The 23,832-nt window shown below is 69.8% G+C and carries 28 protein-coding genes; 11 read left to right on the top strand and 17 right to left on the bottom strand.

Annotated elements, in window-relative coordinates:
• Positions 1–114: 114 nt before the first annotated feature.
• The 4 genes from GB932_RS14390 to GB932_RS14405 form a co-directional block, all read right to left on the bottom strand.
• Complete coding sequence (locus tag GB932_RS14390; RefSeq protein WP_156761380.1) at positions 115–480, bottom strand: hypothetical protein; 366 nt, start codon at positions 478–480, stop codon at positions 115–117.
• Between the two features lie 32 nt (positions 481–512).
• Entirely contained in the window at positions 513–902 is a 390-nt protein-coding gene (locus GB932_RS14395) for a hypothetical protein (protein ID WP_156761381.1), read from the bottom strand.
• Between the two features lie 345 nt (positions 903–1,247).
• Complete coding sequence (locus tag GB932_RS14400; protein ID WP_156761382.1) at positions 1,248–2,420, bottom strand: 4-hydroxybenzoate 3-monooxygenase; 1,173 nt, start codon at positions 2,418–2,420, stop codon at positions 1,248–1,250.
• An 84-nt stretch (positions 2,421–2,504) separates the two neighbouring features.
• Positions 2,505–3,257: an IclR family transcriptional regulator gene (locus GB932_RS14405; RefSeq protein ID WP_156761383.1), complete on the bottom strand. Its 753-nt coding sequence runs from the start codon at positions 3,255–3,257 to the stop codon at positions 2,505–2,507.
• Positions 3,258–3,331: 74 nt separating this feature from the next.
• Here GB932_RS14405 and GB932_RS14410 point away from each other — a divergent pair, with 74 nt between their 5' ends.
• Complete coding sequence (locus tag GB932_RS14410) at positions 3,332–4,576, top strand: MFS transporter (protein ID WP_231916216.1); 1,245 nt, start codon at positions 3,332–3,334, stop codon at positions 4,574–4,576.
• A gap of 105 nt (positions 4,577–4,681) precedes the next feature.
• Here GB932_RS14410 and GB932_RS14415 read toward each other — a convergent pair whose 3' ends face one another.
• On the bottom strand, positions 4,682–5,590 hold the full coding sequence (locus tag GB932_RS14415; RefSeq protein WP_156761384.1) for a serine hydrolase: 909 nt from the start codon (positions 5,588–5,590) through the stop codon (positions 4,682–4,684).
• Between the two features lie 92 nt (positions 5,591–5,682).
• Complete coding sequence (locus GB932_RS14420) at positions 5,683–7,659, bottom strand: M13 family metallopeptidase (RefSeq protein WP_156761385.1); 1,977 nt, start codon at positions 7,657–7,659, stop codon at positions 5,683–5,685.
• Between the two features lie 92 nt (positions 7,660–7,751).
• Between GB932_RS14420 and GB932_RS14425 the strand changes: the two genes are divergently transcribed.
• Entirely contained in the window at positions 7,752–9,074 is a 1,323-nt protein-coding gene (locus tag GB932_RS14425; protein ID WP_156761386.1) for an MATE family efflux transporter, read from the top strand.
• Here the strand turns inward: GB932_RS14425 and GB932_RS14430 are convergent, their stop codons facing one another.
• From GB932_RS14430 to GB932_RS14450, 5 genes are all read right to left on the bottom strand, one after another.
• On the bottom strand, positions 9,075–9,596 hold the full coding sequence (locus tag GB932_RS14430) for a VOC family protein (protein WP_231916217.1): 522 nt from the start codon (positions 9,594–9,596) through the stop codon (positions 9,075–9,077).
• 42 nt (positions 9,597–9,638) lie between these two features.
• Entirely contained in the window at positions 9,639–10,274 is a 636-nt protein-coding gene (locus GB932_RS14435) for a TrmH family RNA methyltransferase (RefSeq protein WP_156761387.1), read from the bottom strand.
• A 114-nt stretch (positions 10,275–10,388) separates the two neighbouring features.
• Entirely contained in the window at positions 10,389–11,156 is a 768-nt protein-coding gene (gene erm, locus GB932_RS14440; protein ID WP_156761388.1) for a 23S ribosomal RNA methyltransferase Erm, read from the bottom strand.
• A 243-nt stretch (positions 11,157–11,399) separates the two neighbouring features.
• Entirely contained in the window at positions 11,400–12,035 is a 636-nt protein-coding gene (locus GB932_RS14445) for a metal-dependent transcriptional regulator (RefSeq protein WP_156761389.1), read from the bottom strand.
• Positions 12,036–12,066: 31 nt separating this feature from the next.
• A complete protein-coding gene (locus GB932_RS14450) occupies positions 12,067–13,053 on the bottom strand; it encodes an SDR family NAD(P)-dependent oxidoreductase (protein ID WP_231916219.1) in 987 nt (328 codons plus the stop codon).
• 112 nt (positions 13,054–13,165) lie between these two features.
• On the opposite strand from GB932_RS14450, the gene GB932_RS14455 reads away from it, so the two are divergent.
• On the top strand, positions 13,166–13,954 hold the full coding sequence (locus GB932_RS14455) for an HAD-IIA family hydrolase (RefSeq protein ID WP_156761391.1): 789 nt from the start codon (positions 13,166–13,168) through the stop codon (positions 13,952–13,954).
• Positions 13,947–14,072: a hypothetical protein gene (locus GB932_RS19660; RefSeq protein WP_306769964.1), complete on the top strand. Its 126-nt coding sequence runs from the start codon at positions 13,947–13,949 to the stop codon at positions 14,070–14,072. Before GB932_RS14455 ends, GB932_RS19660 begins: the two co-directional genes overlap by 8 nt.
• Before the next feature lie 7 nt (positions 14,073–14,079).
• Here the strand turns inward: GB932_RS19660 and GB932_RS14460 are convergent, their stop codons facing one another.
• The 4 genes from GB932_RS14460 to pyrE form a co-directional block, all read right to left on the bottom strand.
• Positions 14,080–14,448, bottom strand: a complete 369-nt coding sequence (locus GB932_RS14460) for a HepT-like ribonuclease domain-containing protein (RefSeq protein ID WP_156761392.1) — start codon at positions 14,446–14,448, stop codon at positions 14,080–14,082.
• Positions 14,445–14,933, bottom strand: coding sequence for a helix-turn-helix domain-containing protein (locus GB932_RS14465; RefSeq protein ID WP_231916264.1), 489 nt, complete (start codon positions 14,931–14,933; stop codon positions 14,445–14,447). Before GB932_RS14465 ends, GB932_RS14460 begins: the two co-directional genes overlap by 4 nt.
• A gap of 86 nt (positions 14,934–15,019) precedes the next feature.
• On the bottom strand, positions 15,020–15,934 hold the full coding sequence (locus GB932_RS14470) for an ROK family protein (RefSeq protein ID WP_156761394.1): 915 nt from the start codon (positions 15,932–15,934) through the stop codon (positions 15,020–15,022).
• A 56-nt stretch (positions 15,935–15,990) separates the two neighbouring features.
• Positions 15,991–16,569, bottom strand: a complete 579-nt coding sequence (gene pyrE / locus GB932_RS14475; RefSeq protein WP_156761395.1) for an orotate phosphoribosyltransferase — start codon at positions 16,567–16,569, stop codon at positions 15,991–15,993.
• Positions 16,570–16,613: 44 nt separating this feature from the next.
• Between pyrE and GB932_RS14480 the strand changes: the two genes are divergently transcribed.
• The 3 genes from GB932_RS14480 to GB932_RS14490 all read left to right on the top strand — a co-directional run bounded on the left by GB932_RS14480 (position 16,614) and on the right by GB932_RS14490 (position 18,218).
• Positions 16,614–16,877 (top strand): hypothetical protein, encoded by a 264-nt coding sequence (locus GB932_RS14480; protein ID WP_156761396.1) that lies wholly within the window; start codon positions 16,614–16,616, stop codon positions 16,875–16,877.
• A 34-nt stretch (positions 16,878–16,911) separates the two neighbouring features.
• Positions 16,912–17,754, top strand: coding sequence for an exodeoxyribonuclease III (locus GB932_RS14485; RefSeq protein ID WP_156761397.1), 843 nt, complete (start codon positions 16,912–16,914; stop codon positions 17,752–17,754).
• A gap of 131 nt (positions 17,755–17,885) precedes the next feature.
• Positions 17,886–18,218 carry a hypothetical protein gene (locus GB932_RS14490; RefSeq protein WP_156761398.1) on the top strand — a complete coding sequence of 111 codons (333 nt, stop codon included), beginning with the start codon at positions 17,886–17,888 and terminating at the stop codon, positions 18,216–18,218.
• A gap of 94 nt (positions 18,219–18,312) precedes the next feature.
• Here the strand turns inward: GB932_RS14490 and GB932_RS14495 are convergent, their stop codons facing one another.
• Both GB932_RS14495 and GB932_RS14500 read right to left on the bottom strand, forming a co-directional pair.
• Positions 18,313–18,963 (bottom strand): response regulator, encoded by a 651-nt coding sequence (locus GB932_RS14495; RefSeq protein WP_156761399.1) that lies wholly within the window; start codon positions 18,961–18,963, stop codon positions 18,313–18,315.
• 4 nt (positions 18,964–18,967) lie between these two features.
• A complete protein-coding gene (locus tag GB932_RS14500; protein WP_156761400.1) occupies positions 18,968–20,251 on the bottom strand; it encodes a sensor histidine kinase in 1,284 nt (427 codons plus the stop codon).
• Between the two features lie 128 nt (positions 20,252–20,379).
• Between GB932_RS14500 and GB932_RS14505 the strand changes: the two genes are divergently transcribed.
• From GB932_RS14505 to GB932_RS14520, 4 genes are all read left to right on the top strand, one after another.
• Positions 20,380–20,883 carry a VOC family protein gene (locus tag GB932_RS14505; RefSeq protein WP_156761401.1) on the top strand — a complete coding sequence of 168 codons (504 nt, stop codon included), beginning with the start codon at positions 20,380–20,382 and terminating at the stop codon, positions 20,881–20,883.
• Positions 20,884–21,024: 141 nt separating this feature from the next.
• On the top strand, positions 21,025–21,909 hold the full coding sequence (locus GB932_RS14510; protein ID WP_156761402.1) for an ABC transporter ATP-binding protein: 885 nt from the start codon (positions 21,025–21,027) through the stop codon (positions 21,907–21,909).
• On the top strand, positions 21,906–23,006 hold the full coding sequence (locus GB932_RS14515) for an ABC transporter permease (RefSeq protein WP_156761403.1): 1,101 nt from the start codon (positions 21,906–21,908) through the stop codon (positions 23,004–23,006). Before GB932_RS14510 ends, GB932_RS14515 begins: the two co-directional genes overlap by 4 nt.
• Before the next feature lie 137 nt (positions 23,007–23,143).
• Positions 23,144–23,731, top strand: coding sequence for a nitroreductase family protein (locus GB932_RS14520; RefSeq protein WP_156761404.1), 588 nt, complete (start codon positions 23,144–23,146; stop codon positions 23,729–23,731).
• Positions 23,732–23,832 lie beyond the last annotated feature (101 nt).

Raw genomic sequence — 23,832 nt, forward strand, 5'->3', positions numbered from 1 at the left:
GGCCGTTCTTGGTCGCCGTGCCGGAAGATGCCCTCACCTCGTCGCACGTTGACGAAGTGAGGGCATCGCCTCGCTCGCACACGATCGTGTGGACGCGGCGCTGACTCAGGCCGGTCAGTCGTCTCCGACCCAGTCCCACTCACACGCGATGGCGTCGGAGAAGTCAGCCTCGTCGATGTCGTGTCCTGTCGGGATCACGGCGATCTCGATCACCTTCGACTCCCCGATCGTCTCACCGTCGCTGCACGCGTTGACGATCGTCCACTCACTCGACCGCAGCATGTTGGCCGAGAAGGTTGCTCGTTCGCCGACTCGCGGACTCGCATCCTGAACCATGAAGGTCACGTCGCCGTCCGCGACGGTGTCGCCACGATCGGTGAGATTCGACAATGGTTCACCGATATACGCGTCGACTCGCTGGTCGGCGAGAGCATCACCTGAAGGCGCGCACCCTGCAGTGACCCCCGCGGCGATGATCACGCAGACGAATCTCTTGCAGCTGCCTCTGACCGTCATTCGCAGAAGAGTCCATTGGAATAGGGATTGAATGCCCAGAGGAGACCACTGTACGACGTATTCGTACTGAGAACGCGCCCGTCGTTGGAATAGCGCGTTTCACGCTTCTTGACCTTGTAGGTGAATTTGTCGCCGACAGCGTATGCTCGCCAGACCTGGCCTGCCTTCATACCGTCAGGGTCAGATTCGCACCCGATCGTCACAGTCTGCGAATGGGAACTGCTGATCCCGAGCTGGCCAGAGACGAGCCCGCGGGATGCCCCCAACGCGACATTGATCGTACGCGTCGCGGTCTCACCCTTGGAGATCGTGCACTTTCCGCCATCGGTGCCGATCTTGCAGTATCCGATCACCCGAGACCGATCGACCTGGTACGTCTTCTTCACCTTGTTCACCACCCACCGCTGAACAGCCAAGTTCTTGGCCTCGAACTCATCCCCGACAGGTTGGTCCGCGACAGCTTGGTCGGGCACTGCTACGGCCGCAGCCGCCGGAAGAGTCGAACCGAACGCGAGAAGGGTCGCGAGGACCCCCCCCCAGGATGAGAACGCGCAGGCGCTTCAGTGACATGCTTCACACTTTCAGATCGTTGATTAGGTCACCGGATGGCGCCCACAACGAACATATGCGATGGACGAAATGCTGTCTGTCCCCCTTTTGGGGGACAAAATGGCCACCGCTCCGACGCCCAGGCCCCGGAGGGCTCCGCCACGATCGAGCTGTAGGGGCCCTCACTCGGGCAACGGCCACCCCGTGTAGGCCTCGGCGAGGAAGCCGCGGCCGGCGCGCGACTCGACGACGCTGTACAGCTCGCCGAGCTGTCGTCGGTCGTCGAAGTCGCTCGAGTCGGGCGTGCGGTGCAGCATGCTCGTCATCCACGACGAGAAGTGCTGCGCCTTCCAGATCCGCGCGAACGCGGTCTCTTCAAATGCGTCGAGGAGGTCGGCGGAGCCGCCGAGCAGCAGGCGCTCGAGAGCGCGGGCGAGGATCACGACGTCCGCGACGGCGAGGTTCATGCCCTTCGCGCCCGTCGGCGGCACGGTGTGGGCGGCGTCTCCGACGATCGCGGCGCGTCCGCGGACGAGCTTGTGGGCGACGAAGCTGCGGAACCGCAGGACGTCGCGCTGGAAGATGTGTCCCTCCTTGAGGGTCGTGCCGGGCACGCGCGCCTGCAGCATGTCCCACAGCTGCGCCTCGCTGTACGCGTCGGGATCCTGGGCGGGGTCGCACTGGAAGTACATCCGCTGCACGTCGGGGCTGCGCTGGCTGATGAGGGCGAAGCCGTCCGGCGAGTTGCTGTAGATGAGCTCGTCCGCCGACGGCGGCGCCTCGCACAGCACGCCGAACCAGGCGAAGGGGTATTCGCGGAAGAAGCCCCCGTGCGCGCCCGTGACGGCGTCGCGGGTGACGCTGCGGGATCCCTCGGCGCCGACGACGAAGTCGGCCTCGATCTCGACGGCCTCGCCGTCGGGCCCGGTCCCGCGCACGCGCGGGCGGTCGCTGTCGATGTCCGCCACCTCGTCGATGCGGGTGGAGAAGCGCAGGTCCTGGCCGGCGGCGAGGCGCGCGGCGATGAGGTCCTTCAGCACCTCGTGCTGCGGGTACAGCCAGACGCCGCGGCCGACGAGGTCGGCGAAGTCGATGCGGTGCCCGGCGCCGTCGAAGCGCAGCTCGATGCCCTCGTGCCGGCTGCCGACCGTGTCGACCCGGTCGGAGGCGCCCGTCTCACGCAGGATCTCAACCGTGTTCTGCTCGAGGATCCCGGCGCGCACGGTCGTTTCGATCTCATCGCGCGTGCGGCTGTCGACCACGATCGACTCGATGCCCGCACGGTCGAGCAGGTGGGCCAGCATGAGGCCGGCGGGGCCGGCGCCGACGATGGCGACGCGGGTGCGTTCGGTCATGGTGTCTCCTTCGACGTGTCCTGCGCCGAGTCTGCCTGCTGTCGCGAGACCCGACGTCGTAGTTCCCGTTGAACGGGAAGAGTGTCAGGATCCGCGAAGGAGCCGTCGCGCGATCCCGGCCGCCGCGGCCCGCAGCTCCTCGAGCGCGCCCGCGGTCGGGGCCGCGCGGGGAATCACGACCGACAGAGCGGCGAGCACCCGCCCCGCGCCGTCGCGCAGCGGCACTGCGATCCCCGTCGACACCGGCTCGACATATCCCGGCGCGATCACGAAGTCGTCTCGACGGATCCGCGCGAGCAGGTCGCGCAGCTCGCGCGGATCCGTCACCGTGTCGGGCGTGAAGGGATCCAGTCGCCCGGCGAGAGCGACCTCGCGCTGCTCCTCATCCGCGAACGCGAGCAGCACGAGTCCCGACGAGGAGGCGTGCAGCGGCAGGCGGCCCGCGATGCGCGTGATGTTCGACACGGCGTGCGGATCCGACAGCCGCTCGAGGAAGAGCACCTCGCCGTGCTCGAGCACGCCGAGCTGCGTGTGCTCGCGCAGCCGGGCCTGGATGCGCTCCATGTGCGGCATCGCGACCTGGCGCAGGCGCAGGGCTCGCGATCCGCGCTGCGCGATCTCCCACAGGTGCATCCCGAGCTGCACGCGCCCGTCCGCGAGGCGCTCGAGGAGCCCGGTCGCGACGAGCTCCGCGACCAGCCGGTGCGCCGTCGACGTCGGCAGTTCGGCGAGGCGCCCGATCTCGCTCGCCGTGAGCGCCGTGCGGTCGGCATCGAACGCCTCGAGCACGCGCACGATCCGCTCGGAGACCGATTCGCCGGACGGGGAGTTCGCCATGGGTCCAGCTTCCCCCATTCCCGCTCACCGCGAGACGCGACCGCTCCTGTGACCGACAGGTGTAGCATCCGCTGGTGACCCAGACCCCGCCCACGAGCGCCGATCGCCGCGTCTCGCTCGGCCTGCTGTTCGGCGCGCTGTGCCTCATCGCCGTCAACATGCGCACGCCGATCACGGGCATCGGACCGCTGCTCGAGCAGATCAGCGCATCGACGGGTCGGCCGCTGCCGGTCCTCAGCCTGCTGACCTCGGTGCCGGTCATCTCGTGGGCCGTCGTGTCGTCGGTCGCGCACCCCCTCACACGGCGGTTCGGCACCCGACGGGTGGTGCTCTGGGCTCTCGTGCTGCTGGTGGCGGGCACGATCGTCCGCTCCCTGCCGGGTGCCGCGGCGGAGGTCGAGCTGTGGCTCGGAACCGGGGTCATCGGCGTGACCCTCGCGCTCCTCAACGTCCTCATGCCCGCCGTCGTGAAGCGGTCATTCGGCTCACGCGTACCCGCCGTGACGAGCATCTACACGGCCCTGCTCGCGGGATGCGGCGCCGTCGCGTCGAGCCTCGTCGTGCCCGTGTCGTACGTCGTCTCGGGCGGAGAGGGATCCGCGGGGTGGCGGGTCGCGCTCGTCGCGATGATCGCGACGCTGCCGATCGCGATCGCCCTGTGGGCGTGGCACATGCGCCAGGCCGGGCCCGACGAGCGCGAGGCACGGCGCGCCCCCGACGCGCCGCCTCGCGCGCCGCGACGGAGCGTGTGGGGCGATCGCACCGCCTGGCTCGTCGGCCTGTACATGGGCGCGCAGTCGACGCTCTTCTACGCGATGCTCACCTGGACGGCGCCGTACGCGCGCTCACTGGGGCGCAGCGAGCTGACCGCCGGCAACGACGTGATGATCCTCCAGATCATCGGCGTGATCGGATCCCTCGTCCTGCCGTTCCTCATGCGCGGCGCGCTGGCGCGGTGGATGCCGTCGATCATCCCCGTCGTCGGCACGATCGGGATCGTCGGCCTCATGATCGCGCCGCAGGGCATCGTCGTGTGGCTGATGATCCAGGGCCTGTACACCGGATCGTCTCTCGCGATCTCGCTCACGCTCATGGCGACGCGCGCCCGCGACCATCGCACGGCATCGGCCCTCAGCGGGATGGCCCAGTCGGTCGGGTACGTCATCTCGGGCGCGGCCCCGCTGATCTTCGGTGCGATCCTCACCGCGACGGGCGGATGGGAGTGGGCGTTCGGATACGTGCTCGTCGCCCTCGCGGCCCAGCTCGTGCTCGGCCTGTTCGTCGGCCGCGAGCGCCATGTCTTCGACGGCCCGCCCTGACGCTGACGCCGGCGATGTGCGTGCATCGCAAGGCGGAGGAGGGAAGGCGCACCGGGTTTGTGCGCCGACCGACGACAACGCCGCGAGGCGCGTGCAGCGTCGGCGTCAGGCGACGATCTCGAGGAGGTCCTCGCCCAACGTGTGGAACACGCCGTGCATCCGGTGGCGCGCGACGAGGGATGCGTCGTCGCAGACGACGAAGAGCGCGAACGTGAGCGCCGCGCGGCGGCCCAGCACGATCCCCGCCTCCGCGAGCACGCCGTCGGAGCGGCCCACCTGGTTCACGAGGATGAGGTCTCGCGCGGACGCGGCGGGAACCGGATCGACGGCCATGGGGGCGCCGACGAGGCTGACATCGTGCTGCCTGGTGGGCAGCGATCCGAGGCGGTCGATCACGGCGTCCGGCAGCCCCTCGCGGCGCGCGAGCTTCGCGAAGAGCTCGGCGTACTCGCGGGTGGTGCCGATCGCGACGTGCGGCGCGTCGTCGGGTCCGCGGTCGTCACGGAAGCGGTCGAGCACGGCCGAGCGGGTCATCCCGAGGCCCGCCATGCGCCTGGTGACGCCGTCGAGGCCGATGATGGCGAGGAGCGCGTTCGCCGCGACGCGGTCGCCCGTCGCGGCGGCGAGGGCCGCGACGTCGGCGAGGGCGAGATCCGCCTGCTCGAGGTGCCGCCACATTCCGCTCCCGTCGACGGCGTCGCCTCGGGTGACGCGCTGCGCCCCGTCGAGGGATCCGTCTTCGAGCCGCGCCGCGACCTCGATGAGGATCGGGATCACCCCGAGGTCTGCCACGGGCATGACGACGTGGCTGTCGGCGGAGAACAGCACCTGCCCCGTGTCGGCGTCGGCGACGTGCGTGCTGACCTCGGCGCCCGTTCGCGCGAGCTCGTCGAGCGCACGCTCGGTCGCCGCCAGGCGTGGCCGAGCGGGCGAACGCCGTTGCGCCCGCCTCGTCGTGCTGCTGCGTCGCTCCCCCCGCAGCGACGCAGACCGGGTTTCGGGCTCTGTGGCCACGTGGTCTCCTCGAGATGCCGCACGAGCGGGTGCGGCGGTGGTCTGCGTCCGTCTTCTATTGTGCTGTGGATCCGGGCCTGTCGCCCGCACCGTCACCAGATCGTCACACGCTGGTCCTCGGGCAGCCACAGTCCGTCGCCTTCGCGGATGCCGAACGCGTCGTAGAACGCGTCGATGTTGCGCACGATCTGGTTGCAGCGGAACTCATTGGGCGAGTGCGGGTCGATCGCGAGCAGGCGGATCGTCTCGGCGTCGCGACCCTTCTGCTGCCAGACCTGCGCCCACGACAGGAACACCCGCTGCATGCCGGTGAAGCCGTCGATCTCGGCGGGCTCCTCGTCGCCGAGCGACAGGGCGTAGGCGCGCAGGGCGATGCCGAGGCCGCCGAGGTCGCCGATGTTCTCGCCGATCGTGAGCGCGCCGTTGACGGTGTGCTGCGGGTCGAGGCCCTGCGGCGTGAGGGCGTCGTACTGGTCGATGAGGCTCTTCGTGCGCTGCTCGAATGCGGCGCGGTCGTCGTCGGTCCACCAGTTCTCGAGGGTTCCGGTGCCGTCGTACTGCGACCCCTGGTCGTCGAATCCGTGGCCGATCTCGTGCCCGATGACGGCGCCGATGCCGCCGTAGTTCGCCGCGGCGTCGCGCTCGGGGTCGAAGAACGGGTGCTGCAGGATCGCCGCGGGGAACACGATCTCGTTCATGAGCGGGTGGTAGTAGGCGTTGACGGTCTGCGGCGTCATCAGCCATTCCTCGCGGTCGATCGGCTGCCCGATCTTGGCGAGCTGTCGGTCGTGCTCGAAGGTGCAGGCCCGGCGCACGTTGCCGAGCAGGTCATCGGCGTCGATCTCGAGGGGCGCGTAGTCGATCCACTTCGTCGGGTATCCAACCTTCGGCGTGAAGCTGTCGAGCTTCTCGAGAGCCTTCTCGCGGGTGGCGGGGCTCATCCACTCGAGGGTCGAGATCGACGCGCGGTAGGCCTCGATGAGGTTCGCGACGAGCAGGTCCATCTCGGCCTTCGCCGCGGGCGGGAAGTGACGGTCGACGTAGATCTTGCCGACGGCCTCGCCCAGCGCGCCTTCGACGACGCTGATGCCGCGCTTCCAGCGCTCGCGGTTCTCGGGAACGCCCTGCAGCGTCGTGCCGACGAACGAGAAGTTCTCATCGACGATGTCGTCTGTGAGGTACGGGGCCGCGGAGCGGACAACCTTCCAGCGCAGCCACGCCTTCCAGTCGTCGAGGCGCTGCGGGGTGAGGAGCGTGCCGAGGCCCTCGACGAAGGTCGGCTGCGCCACCGTGACCTCGTCGACCACCGTCTGCGGCGCGGCGCCGCCGAGGAGCCCCTCGGCCCACGGCGTGAGGTCGACGCCGGCGAGCTTCTGCAGTTCGGTCCAGGTCATGAGGTTGTAGGTCGCGACGGCATCGCGGCTGCGCACGTTGTCCCAGTGGTGCGCCGCGACGGCCGTCTCGAGCGCCATGATGCGGGCCGCGCTGTCGGCCGGATCCGGGACGCCGGCGAGCGCGAGCATGCGCTCGACGTGGCCGACGAACGCCGTGCGCACGTCGGCGAACTGGTCGTCGCGGTAGTACTGCTCGTCGGGCAGCGAGATGCCCGCCTGGGCGAGGAACGGGATGTAGCGCTGCGGGTTGCCGGGATCGGGCTCGACGTACACGCCGATGACGCCCGCGACCGCGCCGTTCCGGTCGAACTCTCCGATGGTGCGCAGCAGCGCCGGGACGTCGGCGATCGCGTCGACCGCCGCGAGCTGCCCCTGGATCGGCTCGAGGCCCCGCGCGGCGATGCGGTCGGTGTCCATGAAGCTCGCGAACAGGTCCCCCACCTTGCGCGCCTCGGTTCCCACCTCTGCCGCGCGCGACTCCTCGACGATCGCGCGCACGTCCTTCTCGGCCTGCTCGGCGAGCTCGTGGAACGCACCCCAGCGCGCCTTGTCGCCGGGGATCTCCGTCCTGTCGATCCACGCGCCGTTCACATGGCGGAACAGGTCGTCCTGCGGACGGATGTCATCAGAGAACTCGTCGATCGCGAGGCCGGAGGAAAGCGTCATGCGATCCATCGTAGGCGCGACCACCGACACCGGATCCGGGCCGGACCAGCGGAGCGGCGGCTGCGGCGAACGATGTCTCACGTCGCCCCTACGCTGGATCCGTGACCGCGCAGCGCACCCTCAACCGCCAGATCCTGTGGCTCGCGCTGCCCGCGTTCGGGTCGCTCGTGGTCGAGCCGATCTTCCTCGCGCTCGACTCGGCGATGGTCGGCCACCTCGGCGTCACGCCTCTCGCGGGCCTCGGCATCGCGGCGAGCGTGCTGCAGACGATCGTCGGCCTCATGATCTTCCTCGCCTATTCGACGACGCCCGCCGTCGCGCGACTGCACGGGGCGGGCGACGACGCGCGGGCGGTCTCGCGGGGCATCGACGGCATGTGGCTGGCGCTCGGCATCGGCGGGGTTCTCGCGGTGGCGGGATACTTCATCTCGCCGTGGGCGGTCTCGCTGTTCGGCGCGTCGGCGCAGGTCGCGGAGCAGGCCGAGATCTACCTGGCGCTCAGCATGTGGGGGCTGCCCGCGATGCTCGTCATCTTCGCCGCGACCGGGCTGCTCCGCGGCCTGCAGAACACGGTCACGCCACTGTGGATCGCGGGGGTCGGATTCGCGGCGAACGCCCTGCTGAACTGGGTGTTCATCTACGTCGCCGACTGGGGGATCGCCGGATCCGCCGCGGGCACGATCGTGGCGCAGTGGGGCATGGTCGCCGCGTATGTCGTGATCGTCGCCCGGCTCGCGCGAAGCCACGGATCGAGCGCACAGCCCTCGCGCGCCGGCGTGCGGGGAACTGCGCTGACGGGCGGGTGGCTGCTCCTGCGCACGGTCGCGCTGCGCGCCGGACTCCTGCTGACGGTGGCGGCCGCGACGGCGCTCGGCACGGACGAGCTCGCGGGATGGCAGATCGTGTTCACGATCGGATCCATCGCCGCCTTCGCGCTCGACGCGCTCGCGATCGCCGCGCAGGCGCTCATCGGAAAGCACCTGGGCGGCGGCGACGAGGACAGCGTGCGCTACGTCCTCGGCCGCACGGTCGCCTGGGGAGCGATGGCGGGCGTCGTCATCGGCGTGCTCATCGCCGCGCTGTCCCCCGTCATCGGCGTCGCCTTCACGGGCGAGTGGGGCATGTCGTGGATGATCCTCCCGGCGCTCGTCATCATGGGCATCCTGCAGCCTGTCGCGGGCATCGTGTACGTGCTCGACGGCGTCCTCATGGGCGCGAACGACTCGCGCTACCTCGCCCTCGCGGGCCTCGTGAACCTCGCGCCGTTCCTCGTCTACCTGACCGTCCTCCTCATGGCCCAGCCGGGCGGATCCTGGGGTCTGATGTGGGTGTCGATCGCGTTCTACGGCGTGCTCATGGGCATGCGCTGGTGGACCCTCGCACGCCGCGTACGAGGATCCGCGTGGCTGAGGAACGCCGCCTGATCAGGCGGGGGTGAGCCCCGCGTCCTCGAGATCCTCGATGACGATCTTCTTCATCCGCATCATCGCCTGGATCTGCGCGGGGGTGGCCGTCAGCTGATCCATGTGCTGCGGCACCACCTGCCAGCTCAGCCCGAACCGATCCTTGCACCAGCCGCACTGCTCGGCTTCCGGCGTGTGCGACAGGGCGTGCCAGTAGTAGTCGACCTCCTCCTGGTCGGCGCACGTCACGACGAACGAGATCGCCTCGTTGAATGTGAAGATCGGCCCGCCGTCGAGGCAGACGAAGTCGACGCCGTCGAGCGTGAAGCGGCCGTTCAGCACCTTGCCCGCCATGCCCGCGAAGTGCGGGTCGAGCGACTCGTCGGGATACGTCTCGATCGAGCGGATCTCCGAGTTCGGGAACACCGACGTGTAGTACTCCATCGCCTCCCGCGCCTGGTCGGCGAACCACAGGCACGGCTGGATCTTGCTGAGCTCCATGATCGACCCCTCTCGCCCGGCGCTCCGGTGCACCCGGCTCACGGGGCAGAGGCTACGCCCGTCGAGTCGACGCCGGTAGGCCCCTCAGCGTGCCCAGCGTCGGCACCACTCGTACATGACGACGGCCCCCGCGGCCGACGCGTTGATCGAGCGGGTGGATCCGTACTGCGTGATCTCGATGTGCGCATCGGCTGCGGCGAGCGCCTCGTCCGTCAGGCCCGGACCCTCCTGCCCGAACAGGAACGCGCAGCGCTCGGGGATGTCCGCCCGGTCGACGGGGACAGCCTCGCCGACGTTGTCGACGGCGATGATCGGAACGCCCTCGCCCGACGCCCACTCGCGGAAGGACGCGACGTCGGGATGGTGCACGACGTGCTGGTACCGGTCGGTGACCATGGCGCCGCGTCGATTCCACTTCTTCCGGCCGACGATGTGCACGGTGTCGGCGAGGAAGGCATTCGCGCTGCGCACGACGGATCCGATGTTCATGTCGTGCTGCCAGTTCTCGATCGCGACGTGGAACGGGTGCCGGCGCGTGTCGAGATCGGCGATGATCGCGTCCATCTTCCAGTAGCGGTACCCGTCGACGACGTTGCGGGTGTCGCCGTGGGCGAGCAGTTCGGGATCCCAGTGCTCGCCGTCAGGCCACGGCCCCGGCCACGGCCCGACACCGTGCACCGGCACGTCGCGGGTCTCTTCGGGGCCGGCGGAGTCGCTCACTCCCCCATCGTCGCATCCCGCGCGAGCTCCTTCCGCCGGACGATCGCCCGTTCTCCGGATCCGATCCTGAGACCGGATCCGGAGAACGGGCGGATCTCCGCTGGATCGGATCGCCTACGGCGCGATCCGGAGATCGTGCCAGACCGACGCCCACTGCGCTGGCGTGAGGTCCCGGGGCAGGGCGCTGTCCCGCACGCGGGCCCGCGCGAGGGCCCGGTGGGCGGCGCGGCCGCTCCGCTGTGAGGCACCGGCGACGACGCGTCGGAGGGATCCGCCCCTCCCCGTGAACACCGCGCGGACGAACGCCTCGTACGCGCGGCGCTCGCGCGGGGGCACGAGCGGCGAGCCGCGGCGGGTCACACGCAGGATCCCACCATCGACGCTCGGCGACGGCGCGAAGTGACGAGCGGGGACGCGCCCCTCGAGCGCGAACTCGAACCACGGCGCGGCCTGCGCCGTCATCATCGTGCGCCCGCCGACGCCCGCGCGCTTCCTCGCGACCTCCCACTGCGTGAGGAGGATCGCGTCGCGCCAGCCCGGAGCGCCGAGCAGGCGCCGGAGGATGGGCGTCGTGAGGTGGAACGGGATGTTCCCGACGATGACCGGGCCCGCGAGCGGGTGCCGGAGGATGTCGGCGCGCTCGACGCGCACGTCGGGGAGCGAGCGCCGCAGCCGGCGCACCCGATGTTCATCGAGGTCGATCGCCGTCGTCGGACGCCCCAGTCGCGCGAGGGAGCGCGTGATCGCGCCATCGCCGGCGCCGATCTCGAGGATGGATCCGCGTGTGTCCGCGGCGAGCGCGGCGATGCGCTCGATGGTCGGTCGGTGGGTGAGGAAGTTCTGGCCGAGTTCGTGTCGGCCGCCGTGGGTTGAACGAGGCATGTGCGCGCTCCAAGGAAGAGTTCTGGAGCACCCCGACGGCAGGATGAGCGCGTGCAGGCACGCGAAGACTGTCCGTCCGAGGTGCCGATGACATCTCGGAGAGACGGCGCGCTGACGTCAGCGAAGAGTTCGGATCGAACGCGAGCGCGCCGTCAGGCGCGGCGGTCGCGGAAGATCTCGCAGCGCCCCATCACGGGCGCTCCCTCTATCATTCCCATACCGTCACGGTAGCACTCGCACCCGTCACGCCGAGAGCCAGATCGCCTCGGCGGCGCCGTCGGGCAGCTCCACGCGGCGCCCCTCGACCTCGATGCATTCGTCGCCCACGGTGATCTCGGTGGCCACGTCGATCCCGGAGCTCGTGATCGCGCGCAGCAGCAGCGGATCCCTGTCGCTCACCCGCAGGACGCCGCCCCGGTGCCCCGGATCCGCCTCGTCGAGCCGCACGAACGGCGAGCGCTCGACGGATCCGTCCGGCTGCGGGATCGCGTCGCCGTGGGGGTCGTGCGTCGGATGCCCGAGGCGGTCGTCGATCCGCGCGAGCATGCGCTCGCTGACGGCGTGCTCGAGCACCTCGGCCTCGTCGTGGACCTCGTCCCACGCGTAGTCGAACTCCCGCACGAGCCACGTCTCGATCAGGCGGTGCCGACGCGTCATCGTCACGGCGCGCGCCCGGCCGGCCTCCGTGAGGGTGACGGCGCGATACGGCTCGTGCGAGACGAGGCCTGCCGCGGCGAGCTTCTTCACCATCTCGGTCACGCTCGACGGCGCGACGCCCAGCTTCGAGGCGAGCACCGACGGCGTGATCGGCGCATCCTGCCACTCGGTGTGGGCGTAGATGGTCTTCAGATAGTCGTCGGCCGCCGGACTCGTGGACATGACATCCAGGGTACGGGGCCGTGCCCGGCCATCAGCGGCCGGCGCGGGCCGCCTTCTGGAAGGGCCACGTCATGCCGGAAAGCGCCTCGCACTTCTCCCACACGCGCCGGCGCACCTCCGGATCGACCGAGGTCGGCGACGGCCGCTGCCGGACGGGCGCGCCGTGGGTGAGGAAGCGCGGGCCCCAGTACTCTCCGCTCGAGATCGTCGGATCGATGAGCGCGCGCACGATCGTGTCGGCCCCACGCTGCTTGCTCTGCGCGACGGGCGCCTGCACGCCGTCGCGGATCCGCTTCCACCGCCCGGGCTCGTTGACGCCGGTGACGAGGGGCGTCCGCCCGCCGATCGAATATCCGGGGTGGGCGACGACGCTCTGCACGGGCACCTCGGCGTCGCGCAGGCGCGCGTCGGCCTCGAAGCCGAGCGCCTGCACCGCGACCTTCGACTGCACGTACGCCTTCCATGCCGAATAGGAGCTCTCGAGCTGCACATCGGTCGGGATGTGGGCGCCCATGCGCGTCGACATGCTGCCGAGCCACACCATGCGCGGGGTCCACCGGCTCGTCGACGACTTCGCGAGCGACACGAGCAGCTCGGCCCCGAGCACGAAGTGCCCGAGCGCGTTCGTCGAGAACACGAGCTCGCGCCCGTCGCGCGTGACCTTGCGGCGGCGCGGCGTGTGCACGATCCCCGCATTGAAGATCACCCCGTCGAGGCGGGTGCGCTCGAACAGCCCTCCCCGCACGCTCGCAGCCGCGGCGCGGATGGATCCGGGATTCGCGACGTCGAGCAGCAGCGTCTCGACCGACGCTCCGGGGACGCGCGCCTCGATCGCATCGTGCGCGGCCGCCAGCCGGTTGGGGTGCCGCCCGCTCATGATCACGTGCGCGCCCGCCCGCGCGAGGTGCTCGCAGGCGAAATAGCCGAGACCGGCGTTCGCACCCGTGACAAGATAGCTCCGCCCGTCCTGCGGCGGCAGCTGCTGCGGATCCCATGCCGCCCGCGCGCTCTTGCTCACACTGCCGAGCGTATGCCCGCACCAGCCGGCGCGGGGCGCGGCGCGCGGATCGTGCGGCGGGGATTCGCGCCAACACGCGGCGCAGATTCCGCGGACGACATACGCTGTCCACATGGCGAGTCGAAGCGAGATCGAGTGCTGGCTGACCGACATGGACGGCGTGCTCGTCCACGAGAATCGGGCGATCCCCGGCGCCCCCGAACTGCTCGCGCAGTGGCGCCGCAACGACACCCCGTTCCTCGTGCTGACGAACAACTCGATCTTCACGCCGCGCGACCTGTCGGCGCGCCTGCTCGCGAGCGGAATCGAGGTGCCGGAGGACCGCATCTGGACGTCGGCGCTCGCGACCGCCACGTTCCTCGAGACGCAGTCGCCCGGCGGCACGGCGTATGTGGTCGGCGAGGCGGGGATCCTCACCGCCATGCACGAGGCCGGCTTCATCATGACCGAGTCGGATCCCGAATACGTCGTCATCGGCGAGACCCGCAACTACTCGTTCGAGGCGATCACGAAGGCGATCCGGCTCATCGGCCGCGGCGCGCGGTTCATCTCGACGAACCCCGACGCGACGGGTCCCTCCGCCGAGGGACCGCTGCCGGCGACGGGCGCGATCAATGCGCTCATCACGAAGGCGACCGGCAAGGAGCCGTACGTCGTCGGCAAGCCGAATCCGATGATGTTCCGCTCGGCGCTCAACCGGATCGGCGCGCACAGCGAGAACACCGGCATGATCGGCGACCGGATGGACACCGACATCGTCGCCGGCATCGAGGCGGGCCTGCACACCGTGCTCGTGATGAGCGGCATCAGCGACCAGAACGAGATCGACCGATACCCGTTCCGCCCGAGCGAGACGCTGTCCAGCGTCGCCGACCTGCTGGAGGATCGCGACGATGGGTGAGGTCTTCCTGTTCGTCATCGGGCTGTCGTGCGTCGCGGCGATCGTCATGGGGATCCGCGCGCTGCGCCACCTGAAGGACGGCCGCGACGACGACGACGCGTTCGGCCCGCGGCGCTGACGAGCGATCAGTCGGTGCGCATCGGGCTGCGTTCGTAGTCGAGGTCGCCGACGTCGAGGATGCGGCGGACGGCGCGCTTCAGGCGCGGAACGTCTTCGTGCGCGGCCGCAAGAACGACAGCGTGCGCCGTATCGAAGTACTCATGGATGACGATGTTGCGCATGCCGACGATCTCATGCCACGCCACCTCCGGTGCTCGGGCGCGCACACTGGAGTGAAGATGCGAAACCGCCTCGCCGATGATGAGGACGCGCGCACGCGTCGCGTCGAAGTGGATCCCGTCGTCGAGCCCCGGATCTTCAGCGACGTACTGCGCAATGGCTTCACAGCACTCCAGGATGTCTTCCAGCCGCTCTCGTTGCCGTCGCGGAGTCATAGTTCAACTGCCTCGGCCATGATGTTCATCACGGCGTAGTGTTTGAGCCCCACGTCTGGCACGACGTCGACCTCCACACCCAGAACGAGTGCCGCCTCCTCCCGCATCGATACGATGCGGACCGGGCTCACTCCGTCCTTGAGGTGCACCAGCAGATCGACGTCGCTTCCAGGCCCCGCGTCACCGCGAGCCACGCTGCCGAAGACGCGGATGCTCTCCGCGCCGAGGTCCCCCAGCGCCTTCTCGAGCTCGGCCTTCTTCGACCGGACGAACGCGAGGGTCGGCGTCGGCTTGTAGTCGACGACGATGCTCAGCTCGGATCCGACGAGGGAGACGAAGTCGACGAGCGTGCGGTACGACGGCTCGCGCCTGCCGCGCTCGTAGGCGCTGATCACGCTCTGCGTGACGCCCACGCGCTCGGCGAACTCCGCCTGCGTCAGGCCCGACTTCTCGCGCGTATCGCGGATGATCTCCGCAGCCGTCATAGTCACGATACGCACTATAGCGTATCGTGACTGTGTGCCACAAGGCCGGGTTCTTCGCGGTCAGCGGACCGAGACGGACGCCCGGATCACCGCAGCGCGAGGGCGGCGGCGCCGACGAGCGGGCCGTCGGGGCCCAGGCCGCTGCGCACGACGCGCGTCGCCTGCGCATACGGCAGCTGCGCCCAGTCGCGCAGGGCCGCGCCGACGAGCTCGACATAGTCGTCGGCCGCGAACGAGAAGCCGCCCGAGATCGCGACGACCTCGAGGTCGAGCAGCGTCGACGCGTCGGCGAGAGTGCGGCCGACAGCCCGTGCCGAGCGCTCGATCGCCTCGCGCGCGACGCGATCGCCGCGGCGGGCGTCCTCCGAGAGCTGCTCCCCCGTGGATCCCTGCCAGCCCGCGAGCTGCGCCCACTGTACGCTCGACGGCCCCGACGCGACCTCCTCGAGCGTGAGCTCGCCGCTGTGCTCGGCCGAGTGCATCTGGCCGAGATGGCCGGCGTTGCCCGTGTTGCCGCCGATCGGCGCACCGTCGATGACGATGCCGCCGCCCACACCCGTCGAGACGACGATCGAGAGCGAGGCGCGCGTGCCGGCCGCGGCGCCGAGCCACGATTCGGCGAATGCGAGCGCGCCGCCGTCGTGACGCAGTGTGACGTCAGCCTCCGTCTGGCCCGTGTCGACGATCACCGAGTCGCGCACCGCCTCGACGAGGCCGAACCCGCGCACGCCCGGCATGTTGACGGGGTGGATCGTGCCGCTCGCGAGGTCGACGGGCCCCGCGGATCCGATGCCGGCGCCCGCGAACTCCGCGTCGCTCGGCAGGTGATCGATCGCCGTTCCGACGACGGCGCTCACGGCCGCGCGCAGCCCGTCGGGGGTGATCTCGCGGCCGGTCGGCACGCGATTGCGGCTCGCGGCCAGCACCTCGCCGCTCTCGTCGACAAGGGCGGCCTCGATCTTGGTGCCGCCGAGGTCGACGGCGAGCGCGAAACGGGTCATGGAGGAAGGGTACCGGGATCGGACGGGCCGCTCCGTCCGGGCGCCTGGGCCGCGCGCTACTGCGGCGCGAGCCCCAGGTCGTCGAGGTCGATCGCCGCACGCCATTCGAGACCTTCGGCCTCGATCGCCGCCTGCGCGCCCGTCTTGCGGTCGACGATCACGGCGACGGCCGCCACCTCGGCGCCTGCCTTCCGGAGGACCTCGACGGCCTTCAGCGCCGACTGGCCCGTCGTCGACGTGTCCTCGAGCACGACGACGCGCTTGCCCTCGACCTCAGCGCCCTCGATCTGACGGCCGCGGCCGTGATCCTTCGGCTCCTTGCGCACGACGAACGCGTCGAGCGGGCGGTCGGTTCCCGCCGAGGCGTGCATGACGGCGTTCGCGATGGGATCCGCGCCGAGCGTCAGCCCGCCGACGGCGACGACGCCGTCGATGTCCGCGACGAGGTCGCTCATGATCCGGCCGATCGCGGGCGCCGCCCTGTGGTCGAGCGTGAGCTTGCGCATGTCGACGTAGTACGTCGCCTTCTTGCCGCTCGACAGGGTGAAGTCGCCGTGGAACACCGCCTCGGCCTGGATCAGCTCGATGAGCTGCTGACGGTCGGACTCGAGCGCGGGCGTGGATGCGATGGCCATGACCGCCAGTCTACGAGCGCCGCGCAGACGGCTAGGCTGTGGGCATGGCGAAGGCAGATCAGCCCCTCGAAGACTGGCTCGCGTCTCACCCGATGCGGAAGCCGGGCCTGTTCACGGACGGATACGCCCGCGGCCCGGTGAACGACGTGATCGACAAGGTCGTCGAGCGCCTGCGCACGGGGCGCCAGTTCGCCGACCTCATCAAGAACCTCGACTTCCCGTCGGCGCCGCGCGCCGAGGCCTACGACCGCCAGGGCGTCGACGACCTCTTCGACAACCTGAAGTGGGGCTCGGATCCCCGCGGATAGCCGCGCTCCGGTCGCGGCCGAATAGGCTGGATCCATGCGGATCGCGACCTGGAACGTCAACTCCGTCCGTGCGCGCGTGGACCGTGTGGTCGCGTTCGCGGAGCGGGCGGGAGTCGATGTCCTGCTCATGCAGGAGATCAAGTGCAAGCCGATGCAGTTCCCGTATCAGCCATTCGAGGACGCGGGATACACCGTCGAAGCGCACGGCCTGAATCAGTGGAACGGCGTCGCGATCGCGAGCCGCCTCCCCCTCGAGGACATCGAATATTCCTTCCCGGGAATGCCGGGTTTCAAGAAGGGCTACGAGGGCGACGACGCGCCGCTCGAGGCCCGCGCGATCTCGGCGCTCGTCGAGGGCGTGCGCCTGTGGAGCCTTTACGTGCCGAACGGGCGCGGGCTCGACGACCCGCACTACGCCTACAAGCTGCGCTTCTATGAGGCGCTCCGCCAGTACGTGAGCGACACGCTCGCGGCGGATCCCGAGCTGCCGCTCGCCCTGACGGGCGACTTCAACGTCGCCCCGTTCGACGGCGACAACGGGGATCCGTCGATCGTCGAGGGCGTGACCACCCACGTCTCCCCCGCCGAGCGCGAGGCGTTCCACGCGCTCGAGGGCGCCGGCCTCCGCGACGTCGTGCGCCCGCTCGTGCCCGAGGGCTTCACGTTCTGGGACTACAAGCAGCTGCGCTTCCCGCGCGACGAGGGCCTGCGCATCGACTTCATCCTCGGCTCCCAGGCGTTCGCCGAGTCCGTCGAGGGCGCATCGATCGAGCGCGACGAGCGCAAGGGCGAGGGCCCGAGCGACCACGTGCCGATCGTCGTCGACCTCGATCTGTCGGACGACGAGGACGACGACCTCCCGATGATCTTCGGGTGAGGGCTGCGCTGAGCTGGGTTTCTCTGATGTCGGATCACTCTGCGAGCCAGACGCGTTCGCATCGGGTCACGAGAATCGGTGCCACCTGCCATATCGAGCATGACCGCAGCCCAGGGTCGTCATCGGTCTCAGTGAGCATCAGCGAATACATCGAGCTCGACACGTCAGAACGCATCGAGCTGAGACGGGATCGTGGCGTCTCGGTCAGCGGTTCTCGTGACTCTCGACACGCGCCGCATGATGGTGCGATCGACGATGTCGACGAAGCGGTCCTTCTGAGGGCGATTCGATCTGCGCTATTGCCCGACGAGGGCGATCTCCAGGATGCCGGCGAGAATTACCCCTGGCATGAGTACTCCGCCCTCGCTGAGCTACGCGGTGTGCAGGTCCTCCCGCAGGAGCTGCGTGCTCTGCCGTTCGAGGTCGACATCAGCGACACGCAGCGTCCCGCGGATCCGTCATAGCCTCGGGTCCTATGCAGGCGCTCCTCACGTCGACGAGGGCCTTGATCTCCGGGCTCCCTCGATAAGGCGCGCCAGCTGAGAGGACCCCGACCGGTCACGCCACGCCGTGGCGGTAGGCCCACACGACGGCGGCGACGCGGTCGCGGGTGCCCGTCTTCTGCAGCACGTTCGACACGTGGGTCTTGACGGTGGCCTCGCCGATGAACAGCTCCTTCGCGATCTCCGCGTTGCTCATCGCCGACGCGAGGAGGCGCAGCACATCGGCCTCGCGCTCGGTGAGGTCGACGGGGATCCCGTTCGCCTCAGGTTCCACGGGCCCCGCAGATCCCCCATGCCGCTGGATCACGCGCCGCGTCACCTCGGGCGCAAGGAGTGCGTCACCTGAGGCCGCGACGCGCGCCGCATGCACGAGCTCCTCGGGACCGGCGTTCTTCAGAAGGAATCCGCTCGCTCCGGCGTCGAGGGCCGCGAACAGGTAGTCATCGCGGTCGAAGGTCGTGACGATGACGATGCTCGCGGCAGACCCGGAGGCGACGATACGGCGCGTCGCCTCGATGCCGTCCATATCGGGCATCTGCACGTCCATGAAGACCACGTCCGGCGCGAGATGCGCGGCGCGATCGACGGCCTCGACACCCGTCGCCGCCTCCCCCGCGATCTCGATGCCCGACGCCTCGAGGATCATGCGGAATCCGGCGCGCATCGTCGCGTGATCGTCGACGAGGAGGACGGTGGGTGCGGTCATGGGATCATTCTGCCGCGAGCGGCACGCGCACGCGCACCAGATAGCCGCCCTGATCGCGCGGACCCGCCTCGAGGTGGGCACCCATCGCGGTCGCGCGCTCGCGCATGCCGAGCGTGCCGAGGCCGGTGCGGGATCCGAGTACGACGCGCCCCGTGTTCGTCACCTCGAGCTCGACCGCGTCGTCGCCGTATCGCAGCCGCACATCGGCCGTGACGCCGGGGCCGCCGTGGCGGCGGGCGTTCGTGAGCGCCTCCTGCGCGATGCGGTACATGTTGATCTGCACGAAGTCGGACACCTCTCGCGCCTCGCCGATGACGCGGAGCGTCGTCGGCGTCCCGGCGGCGTCGGATCCGCGCACGAGCGCATCGAGCGACGCGAAGCCGATCGTCGACGGCGCCTCGTCGGCCCGCTCATCGTGGTCGCGCAGCGTGTCGAGGAGGTGGCGGAGCTCGGCGATCGCCTGCCGGGATGACTGCTCGACCGCGGCGAGCGCCGACTTCGCCTTCTCGGGATCCGCGTCGACGACCGTGCGCGCGGCTCCGGCCTGCACGCCCATGGCGGAGACGTGGTGTGCGACGACGTCGTGCAGCTCGCGCGCGATGCGCACCCGGTCGAGCGCGACGGCCTGGGCGGAGGCAATCTCCTGCTGCTCCTCGAGCTCGCGCGTGCGCTCCTGGAGCGCCTGCCGGCCCAGCGCCGCCTCATATGCCTTGTCGCCCATATAGTAGGCGCCGCCGAAGAAGACGACGTTCACGAGCCACATGATGAGCATGTAGGCGAGCGTCGGTGACAGCGCCCCCACCGCCGTGACGCCCTCGGGCACGGGCTCCGTCGCGGCGCGGAAAGTCGCGACGAGCATCCACACGAACATCGCGGCGACGATCGCGAGGCGCACGAGCCGCGCACGCTGTCGGTCGTCGACCCACGCCCCGACCGTGTACATCGCGAGGAACAGGACGATCTGACCGACGTACAGCTCGGGGACGCCCATCTCCATGCCGACGATGTAGACGGCGTTGACGACGATCGCGACGAGGATCGGATGCCGGCGACGCACGACGAACGGCAGCGAGATCACCGCCGCATAGACGAGGCCGGCGCGCGCGTCGAGCGTGTCCGGGCCGGCGAGCTGGGCGAAGTACCCGAGGACAGAGCTGATGACGGCGCCGACGAAGAGTGTCACGCCCAGCCACACGTCCGCGCGCGCCTGCGCGACGGATGGCGCCTGGCGCGCGAATGGGCGCGAAGGCGTCGCTGTGCGCGAGACCCGGGGGGCGGTGTCGACCATGGGTCCACGGTATTCGCCGCACCACGCGTCAGCCTCCCCCGCGCGACGGATCCCGCGACACCCCTTGAACCGATGCGCCCGCCGGGAGCATGCTGATCTCGACACGACCCCCTGCGAAGGAGCGCACCATGACCACGAGCGTGTTCGTCAACCTGCCCGTCGCCGACCTCGAGCGCTCGAAGGCGTTCTACACGGCCCTCGGCGCCGACATCGTCCCCGAGTTCACCGACGAGAACGCCGCGTGCATCAAGTGGGACGAGAACGTGTTCTTCATGATCCTGAAGACGGAGTACTTCGCGACCTTCACCGACAAGCCCGTGCTGTCGCCCGACGCCGGGGCGCAGGTCATCACCGCCATCAGCCGCGCGTCGAAGGAGGAGGTCGAGAGGACCCGCGAGCTCGTCCTCGCGAACGGCGGCGGCGAGAACAAGGAGCCCCAGGACTACGGCTTCATGACGCAGGTGTCGATGACCGACCCCGACGGCCACATCCTCGAGTTCATGTGGATGGACCCTGTCGCGATCGAGAAGGGCCCGGAGGCGTTCATGGCCGAGCAGCCGCACGACGCCGAGCATCCCGAGGCGAACGACCGCTTCACCGACGCCGAGGAAGAGGGCTGGCCGGCGCGCTGATCGAGGGTCGCCAGAGAATGTCAGTGCGCGGGCGCCGCGACTGACCACTTCTGGCGACCCTCCCTCTCCTCCGCGCGGCGGTGACGAAGATCCGTCGCGCGGCGGAGGCGGCGGCCGCCGGCGCTCCGTAGCGTCGGGGGCATGCTCCAGCTCACCGGAATCACCAAGCGGTACGGCGACCGCACGGCGCTCGACGATGTGTCGTTCTCCGTGGCGCGCGGTCGCCTCACGGGCTTCGTCGGCGGCAACGGCGCGGGCAAGACGACGACGATGCGCATCATCCTCGGTCTGCTCTCGCGCGACGCCGGCGAGGTCACGCTCGACGGCGCCCCGCTGACCGCCGCCCAGCGGCGCAGCTTCGGCTACATGCCGGAGGAGCGCGGCCTCTACCCCAAGATGAAGGTGCACGAGCAGATCACCTACCTCGCGCGCCTGCACGGCTTCGACAAGCAGGTCGCGGCCGAGAAGGCGCGCGCGATCCTCGGGCGCCTCGGTCTCGAGGAGCGGCTCACGGATCCCATCGAGTCGCTGTCGCTCGGCAACCAGCAGCGCGCGCAGATCGCCGCGTCGCTCGTGCACGACCCCGATGTGCTGATCCTCGACGAGCCGTTCAGCGGGCTGGATCCGCTCGCCGTCGAGACGGTGCTCTCGGTGCTGCAGGAGCGCGCCGACGCGGGCGTCTCGGTGCTGTTCTCATCGCACCAGCTCGACCTCGTCGAGCGGCTCTGCGACGACCTCGTCATCATCTCCGGCGGCACCGTCCGCGCGGCGGGCGGCCGCGAAGAGTTGCGCACGCAGCACTCGACCAACCGCTACGAACTCGTCTCGTCGGGTGACGCGGGCTGGTTGCGCGAGGAGCCGGGCGTCGAGGTCATCGAGTTCGACACGGGATACGCCGTGTTCGACGTCGACGCGGATGAGACGGCGCAGCGCGTCCTCCGCCGTTCGATCTCCGAGGGATCCGTCACCCGATTCGCCCCGCAGCATCCGTCGCTCTCGCAGATCTTCAAGGAGGTCGTCCGATGACCATCGCATCCGGCGCCCCGGCGGTGTCCACCGCCCAGGCGACCTATCTCGTCGCGGAACGCGAGGTCGTCACGCGGATCCGCAGCAAGGCGTTCCTCATCTCGACCGCGATCATCCTGGTCGGCATCGTCGCGGGGATCGTCCTGATGAACGTCCTCGGCGATCGCGTCCAGACGACCTCGATCGCGGCGCCGTCGCAGATCGCGGGCCAGCTCGCCGACATCGACGGCGTCGACGTCACGAGCGTCGCCTCGCCGGACGAGGCCCGCGATCTGGTGCGCGACGAGGAGGTCGACGCGGCCGTCGTGCCCGACGAGACGTCGCCGACGGGCACGACCGTCGTGGCGCTCACCGAGGCCCCCGAGATGCTCGTGTCGTCGCTGTCGCAGGCGCCGTCCGTCGAACTGCTGGATCCCGATGGCGGCTGGACCTTCCTCCGCTACATCATGGGCATCGCGTTCGGCGTCATCTTCATGATGTCGGCGATGTCGTTCGGGATGCCGGTCGCGACGAGCGTCGTCGAGGAGAAGCAGACGCGCGTCATCGAGATCCTCATCACCGCGATCCCCGCCCGCGCGCTGCTCGCGGGGAAGGTCCTCGGGAACACGATCATGGCACTCGCGCAGATCGTCCTCATCGTCGCGGCCGTCTCGATCTCGCTCATGGCGACGGGGCAGATCGAGATCCTCTCGGGCCTCGGCGCACCGCTGCTCTGGTTCGCACTGTTCTTCGTGACGGGCTTCCTGCTGATCGCGACCATGTTCGCCGCGACGGGCGCCATGGTGTCCCGGCAGGAGGACATCAGCCAGTCGGTCGCGCCGATCATGTACCTCGTGATGATCCCGTACATGCTCGTCATCTTCTTCAGCAGCAACCCCCTGGTGATGTCGATCATGTCGTACGTGCCGTTCTCGTCGCCCGTGTCGATGCCGATCCGGCTGTTCTTCAACGAGGCGCAGTGGTGGGAGCCGATCGTCTCGATCGTCATCTCGCTCGCCGCGTGCGTCGTCGTGATCGGGATCGCGGCGCGGATCTACGAGAACTCGCTGCTGCGGATGGGATCCCGCGTGAAGTGGCGTGATGCGCTGACGCGCTGATGCCCGTCGGCCCCGGCCCACTTCGGGCCGGGGCCGACACATTTCTTCATTCACGGGAATACTCTTCACGGGGCGTGGTTGAGGTCGAGGTGGGCATCGGCCCACGCCCGAACCGCTGGCCTACCCCAGGGAGCAGAATGAGCACCACCGCCCTCGACCGCACGGCACCCACCGACGCGCCCGTCCTCGACATCCTCGCCGCGCGCTGGAGCCCCCGCGCCTACGACGGATCCGCCTCCGTCGACGAGGGCAAGCTCGCGAGCGCCCTGGAGGCCGCCCGCTGGAGCCCCTCGGCGTACAACAATCAGCCGTGGCGGTTCATCGTCGCGCGCCGCGGATCCGCCGCCTACGCCGCCATCTCCGAGGCGCTCGTCGACTTCAACAAGATGTGGGCGACGAAGGCCGGAGTGCTCGTCGTCGCGATCGCCGAGCTCGAGAGCGACGAGGGGCGCACCCACGCGACGGCGCACTACGACCTCGGCCAGGCCGCCGCGCACTTCTCGGTGCAGGCCCACCACGACGGTCTCTTCGTGCACCAGATGACGGGCTTCGACGCGCCCGCCGTGCACGCCCACTTCGAGCTGCCCGACCGCCTCGAGGTCGTCACGCTCCTCGCCGTCGGCGACCTCGGCGATTCCGCCCACCTGCCGGAGCCCGTGCGCGCCGGTGAGTCGGCGCCGCGCGAGCGCCGCCCCATCGCCGAGACGGTCATCGTCGACGCCTGAGGCCACACCTCGAATCGACAAGTCTCCGTCGAGTCCGCAGCTGTTCGCAGCGGACTCGACGGAGACCTGTTGACTTGCGGGGAGGTGACCGAGACGTCACT

It is taken from the genome of Microbacterium karelineae, assembly GCF_009745985.1.
Taxonomy (GTDB): Bacteria; Actinomycetota; Actinomycetes; order Actinomycetales; family Microbacteriaceae; genus Microbacterium; species Microbacterium karelineae.

Coding starts and splice junctions, on each gene's coding strand:
- pyrE (WP_156761395.1), bottom strand. CDS start 16,569: ATGGCCATCGCATCCACGCCCGCGCTCGAGTCCGACCGTCAGCAGCTC.
- GB932_RS14455 (WP_156761391.1), top strand. CDS start 13,166: ATGGCGAGTCGAAGCGAGATCGAGTGCTGGCTGACCGACATGGACGGC.
- GB932_RS14460 (WP_156761392.1), bottom strand. CDS start 14,448: ATGACTCCGCGACGGCAACGAGAGCGGCTGGAAGACATCCTGGAGTGC.
- GB932_RS19660 (WP_306769964.1), top strand. CDS start 13,947: ATGGGTGAGGTCTTCCTGTTCGTCATCGGGCTGTCGTGCGTCGCGGCG.
- GB932_RS14485 (WP_156761397.1), top strand. CDS start 16,912: ATGCGGATCGCGACCTGGAACGTCAACTCCGTCCGTGCGCGCGTGGAC.
- GB932_RS14500 (WP_156761400.1), bottom strand. CDS start 20,251: ATGGTCGACACCGCCCCCCGGGTCTCGCGCACAGCGACGCCTTCGCGC.
- GB932_RS14405 (WP_156761383.1), bottom strand. CDS start 3,257: ATGGCGAACTCCCCGTCCGGCGAATCGGTCTCCGAGCGGATCGTGCGC.
- GB932_RS14510 (WP_156761402.1), top strand. CDS start 21,025: ATGCTCCAGCTCACCGGAATCACCAAGCGGTACGGCGACCGCACGGCG.
- GB932_RS14515 (WP_156761403.1), top strand. CDS start 21,906: ATGACCATCGCATCCGGCGCCCCGGCGGTGTCCACCGCCCAGGCGACC.
- GB932_RS14400 (WP_156761382.1), bottom strand. CDS start 2,420: ATGACCGAACGCACCCGCGTCGCCATCGTCGGCGCCGGCCCCGCCGGC.
- GB932_RS14480 (WP_156761396.1), top strand. CDS start 16,614: ATGGCGAAGGCAGATCAGCCCCTCGAAGACTGGCTCGCGTCTCACCCG.
- GB932_RS14445 (WP_156761389.1), bottom strand. CDS start 12,035: ATGTCCACGAGTCCGGCGGCCGACGACTATCTGAAGACCATCTACGCC.
- GB932_RS14495 (WP_156761399.1), bottom strand. CDS start 18,963: ATGACCGCACCCACCGTCCTCCTCGTCGACGATCACGCGACGATGCGC.
- GB932_RS14465 (WP_231916264.1), bottom strand. CDS start 14,933: ATGACGGCTGCGGAGATCATCCGCGATACGCGCGAGAAGTCGGGCCTG.
- GB932_RS14420 (WP_156761385.1), bottom strand. CDS start 7,659: ATGGATCGCATGACGCTTTCCTCCGGCCTCGCGATCGACGAGTTCTCT.
- GB932_RS14470 (WP_156761394.1), bottom strand. CDS start 15,934: ATGACCCGTTTCGCGCTCGCCGTCGACCTCGGCGGCACCAAGATCGAG.
- erm (WP_156761388.1), bottom strand. CDS start 11,156: ATGCCTCGTTCAACCCACGGCGGCCGACACGAACTCGGCCAGAACTTC.
- GB932_RS14520 (WP_156761404.1), top strand. CDS start 23,144: ATGAGCACCACCGCCCTCGACCGCACGGCACCCACCGACGCGCCCGTC.
- GB932_RS14505 (WP_156761401.1), top strand. CDS start 20,380: ATGACCACGAGCGTGTTCGTCAACCTGCCCGTCGCCGACCTCGAGCGC.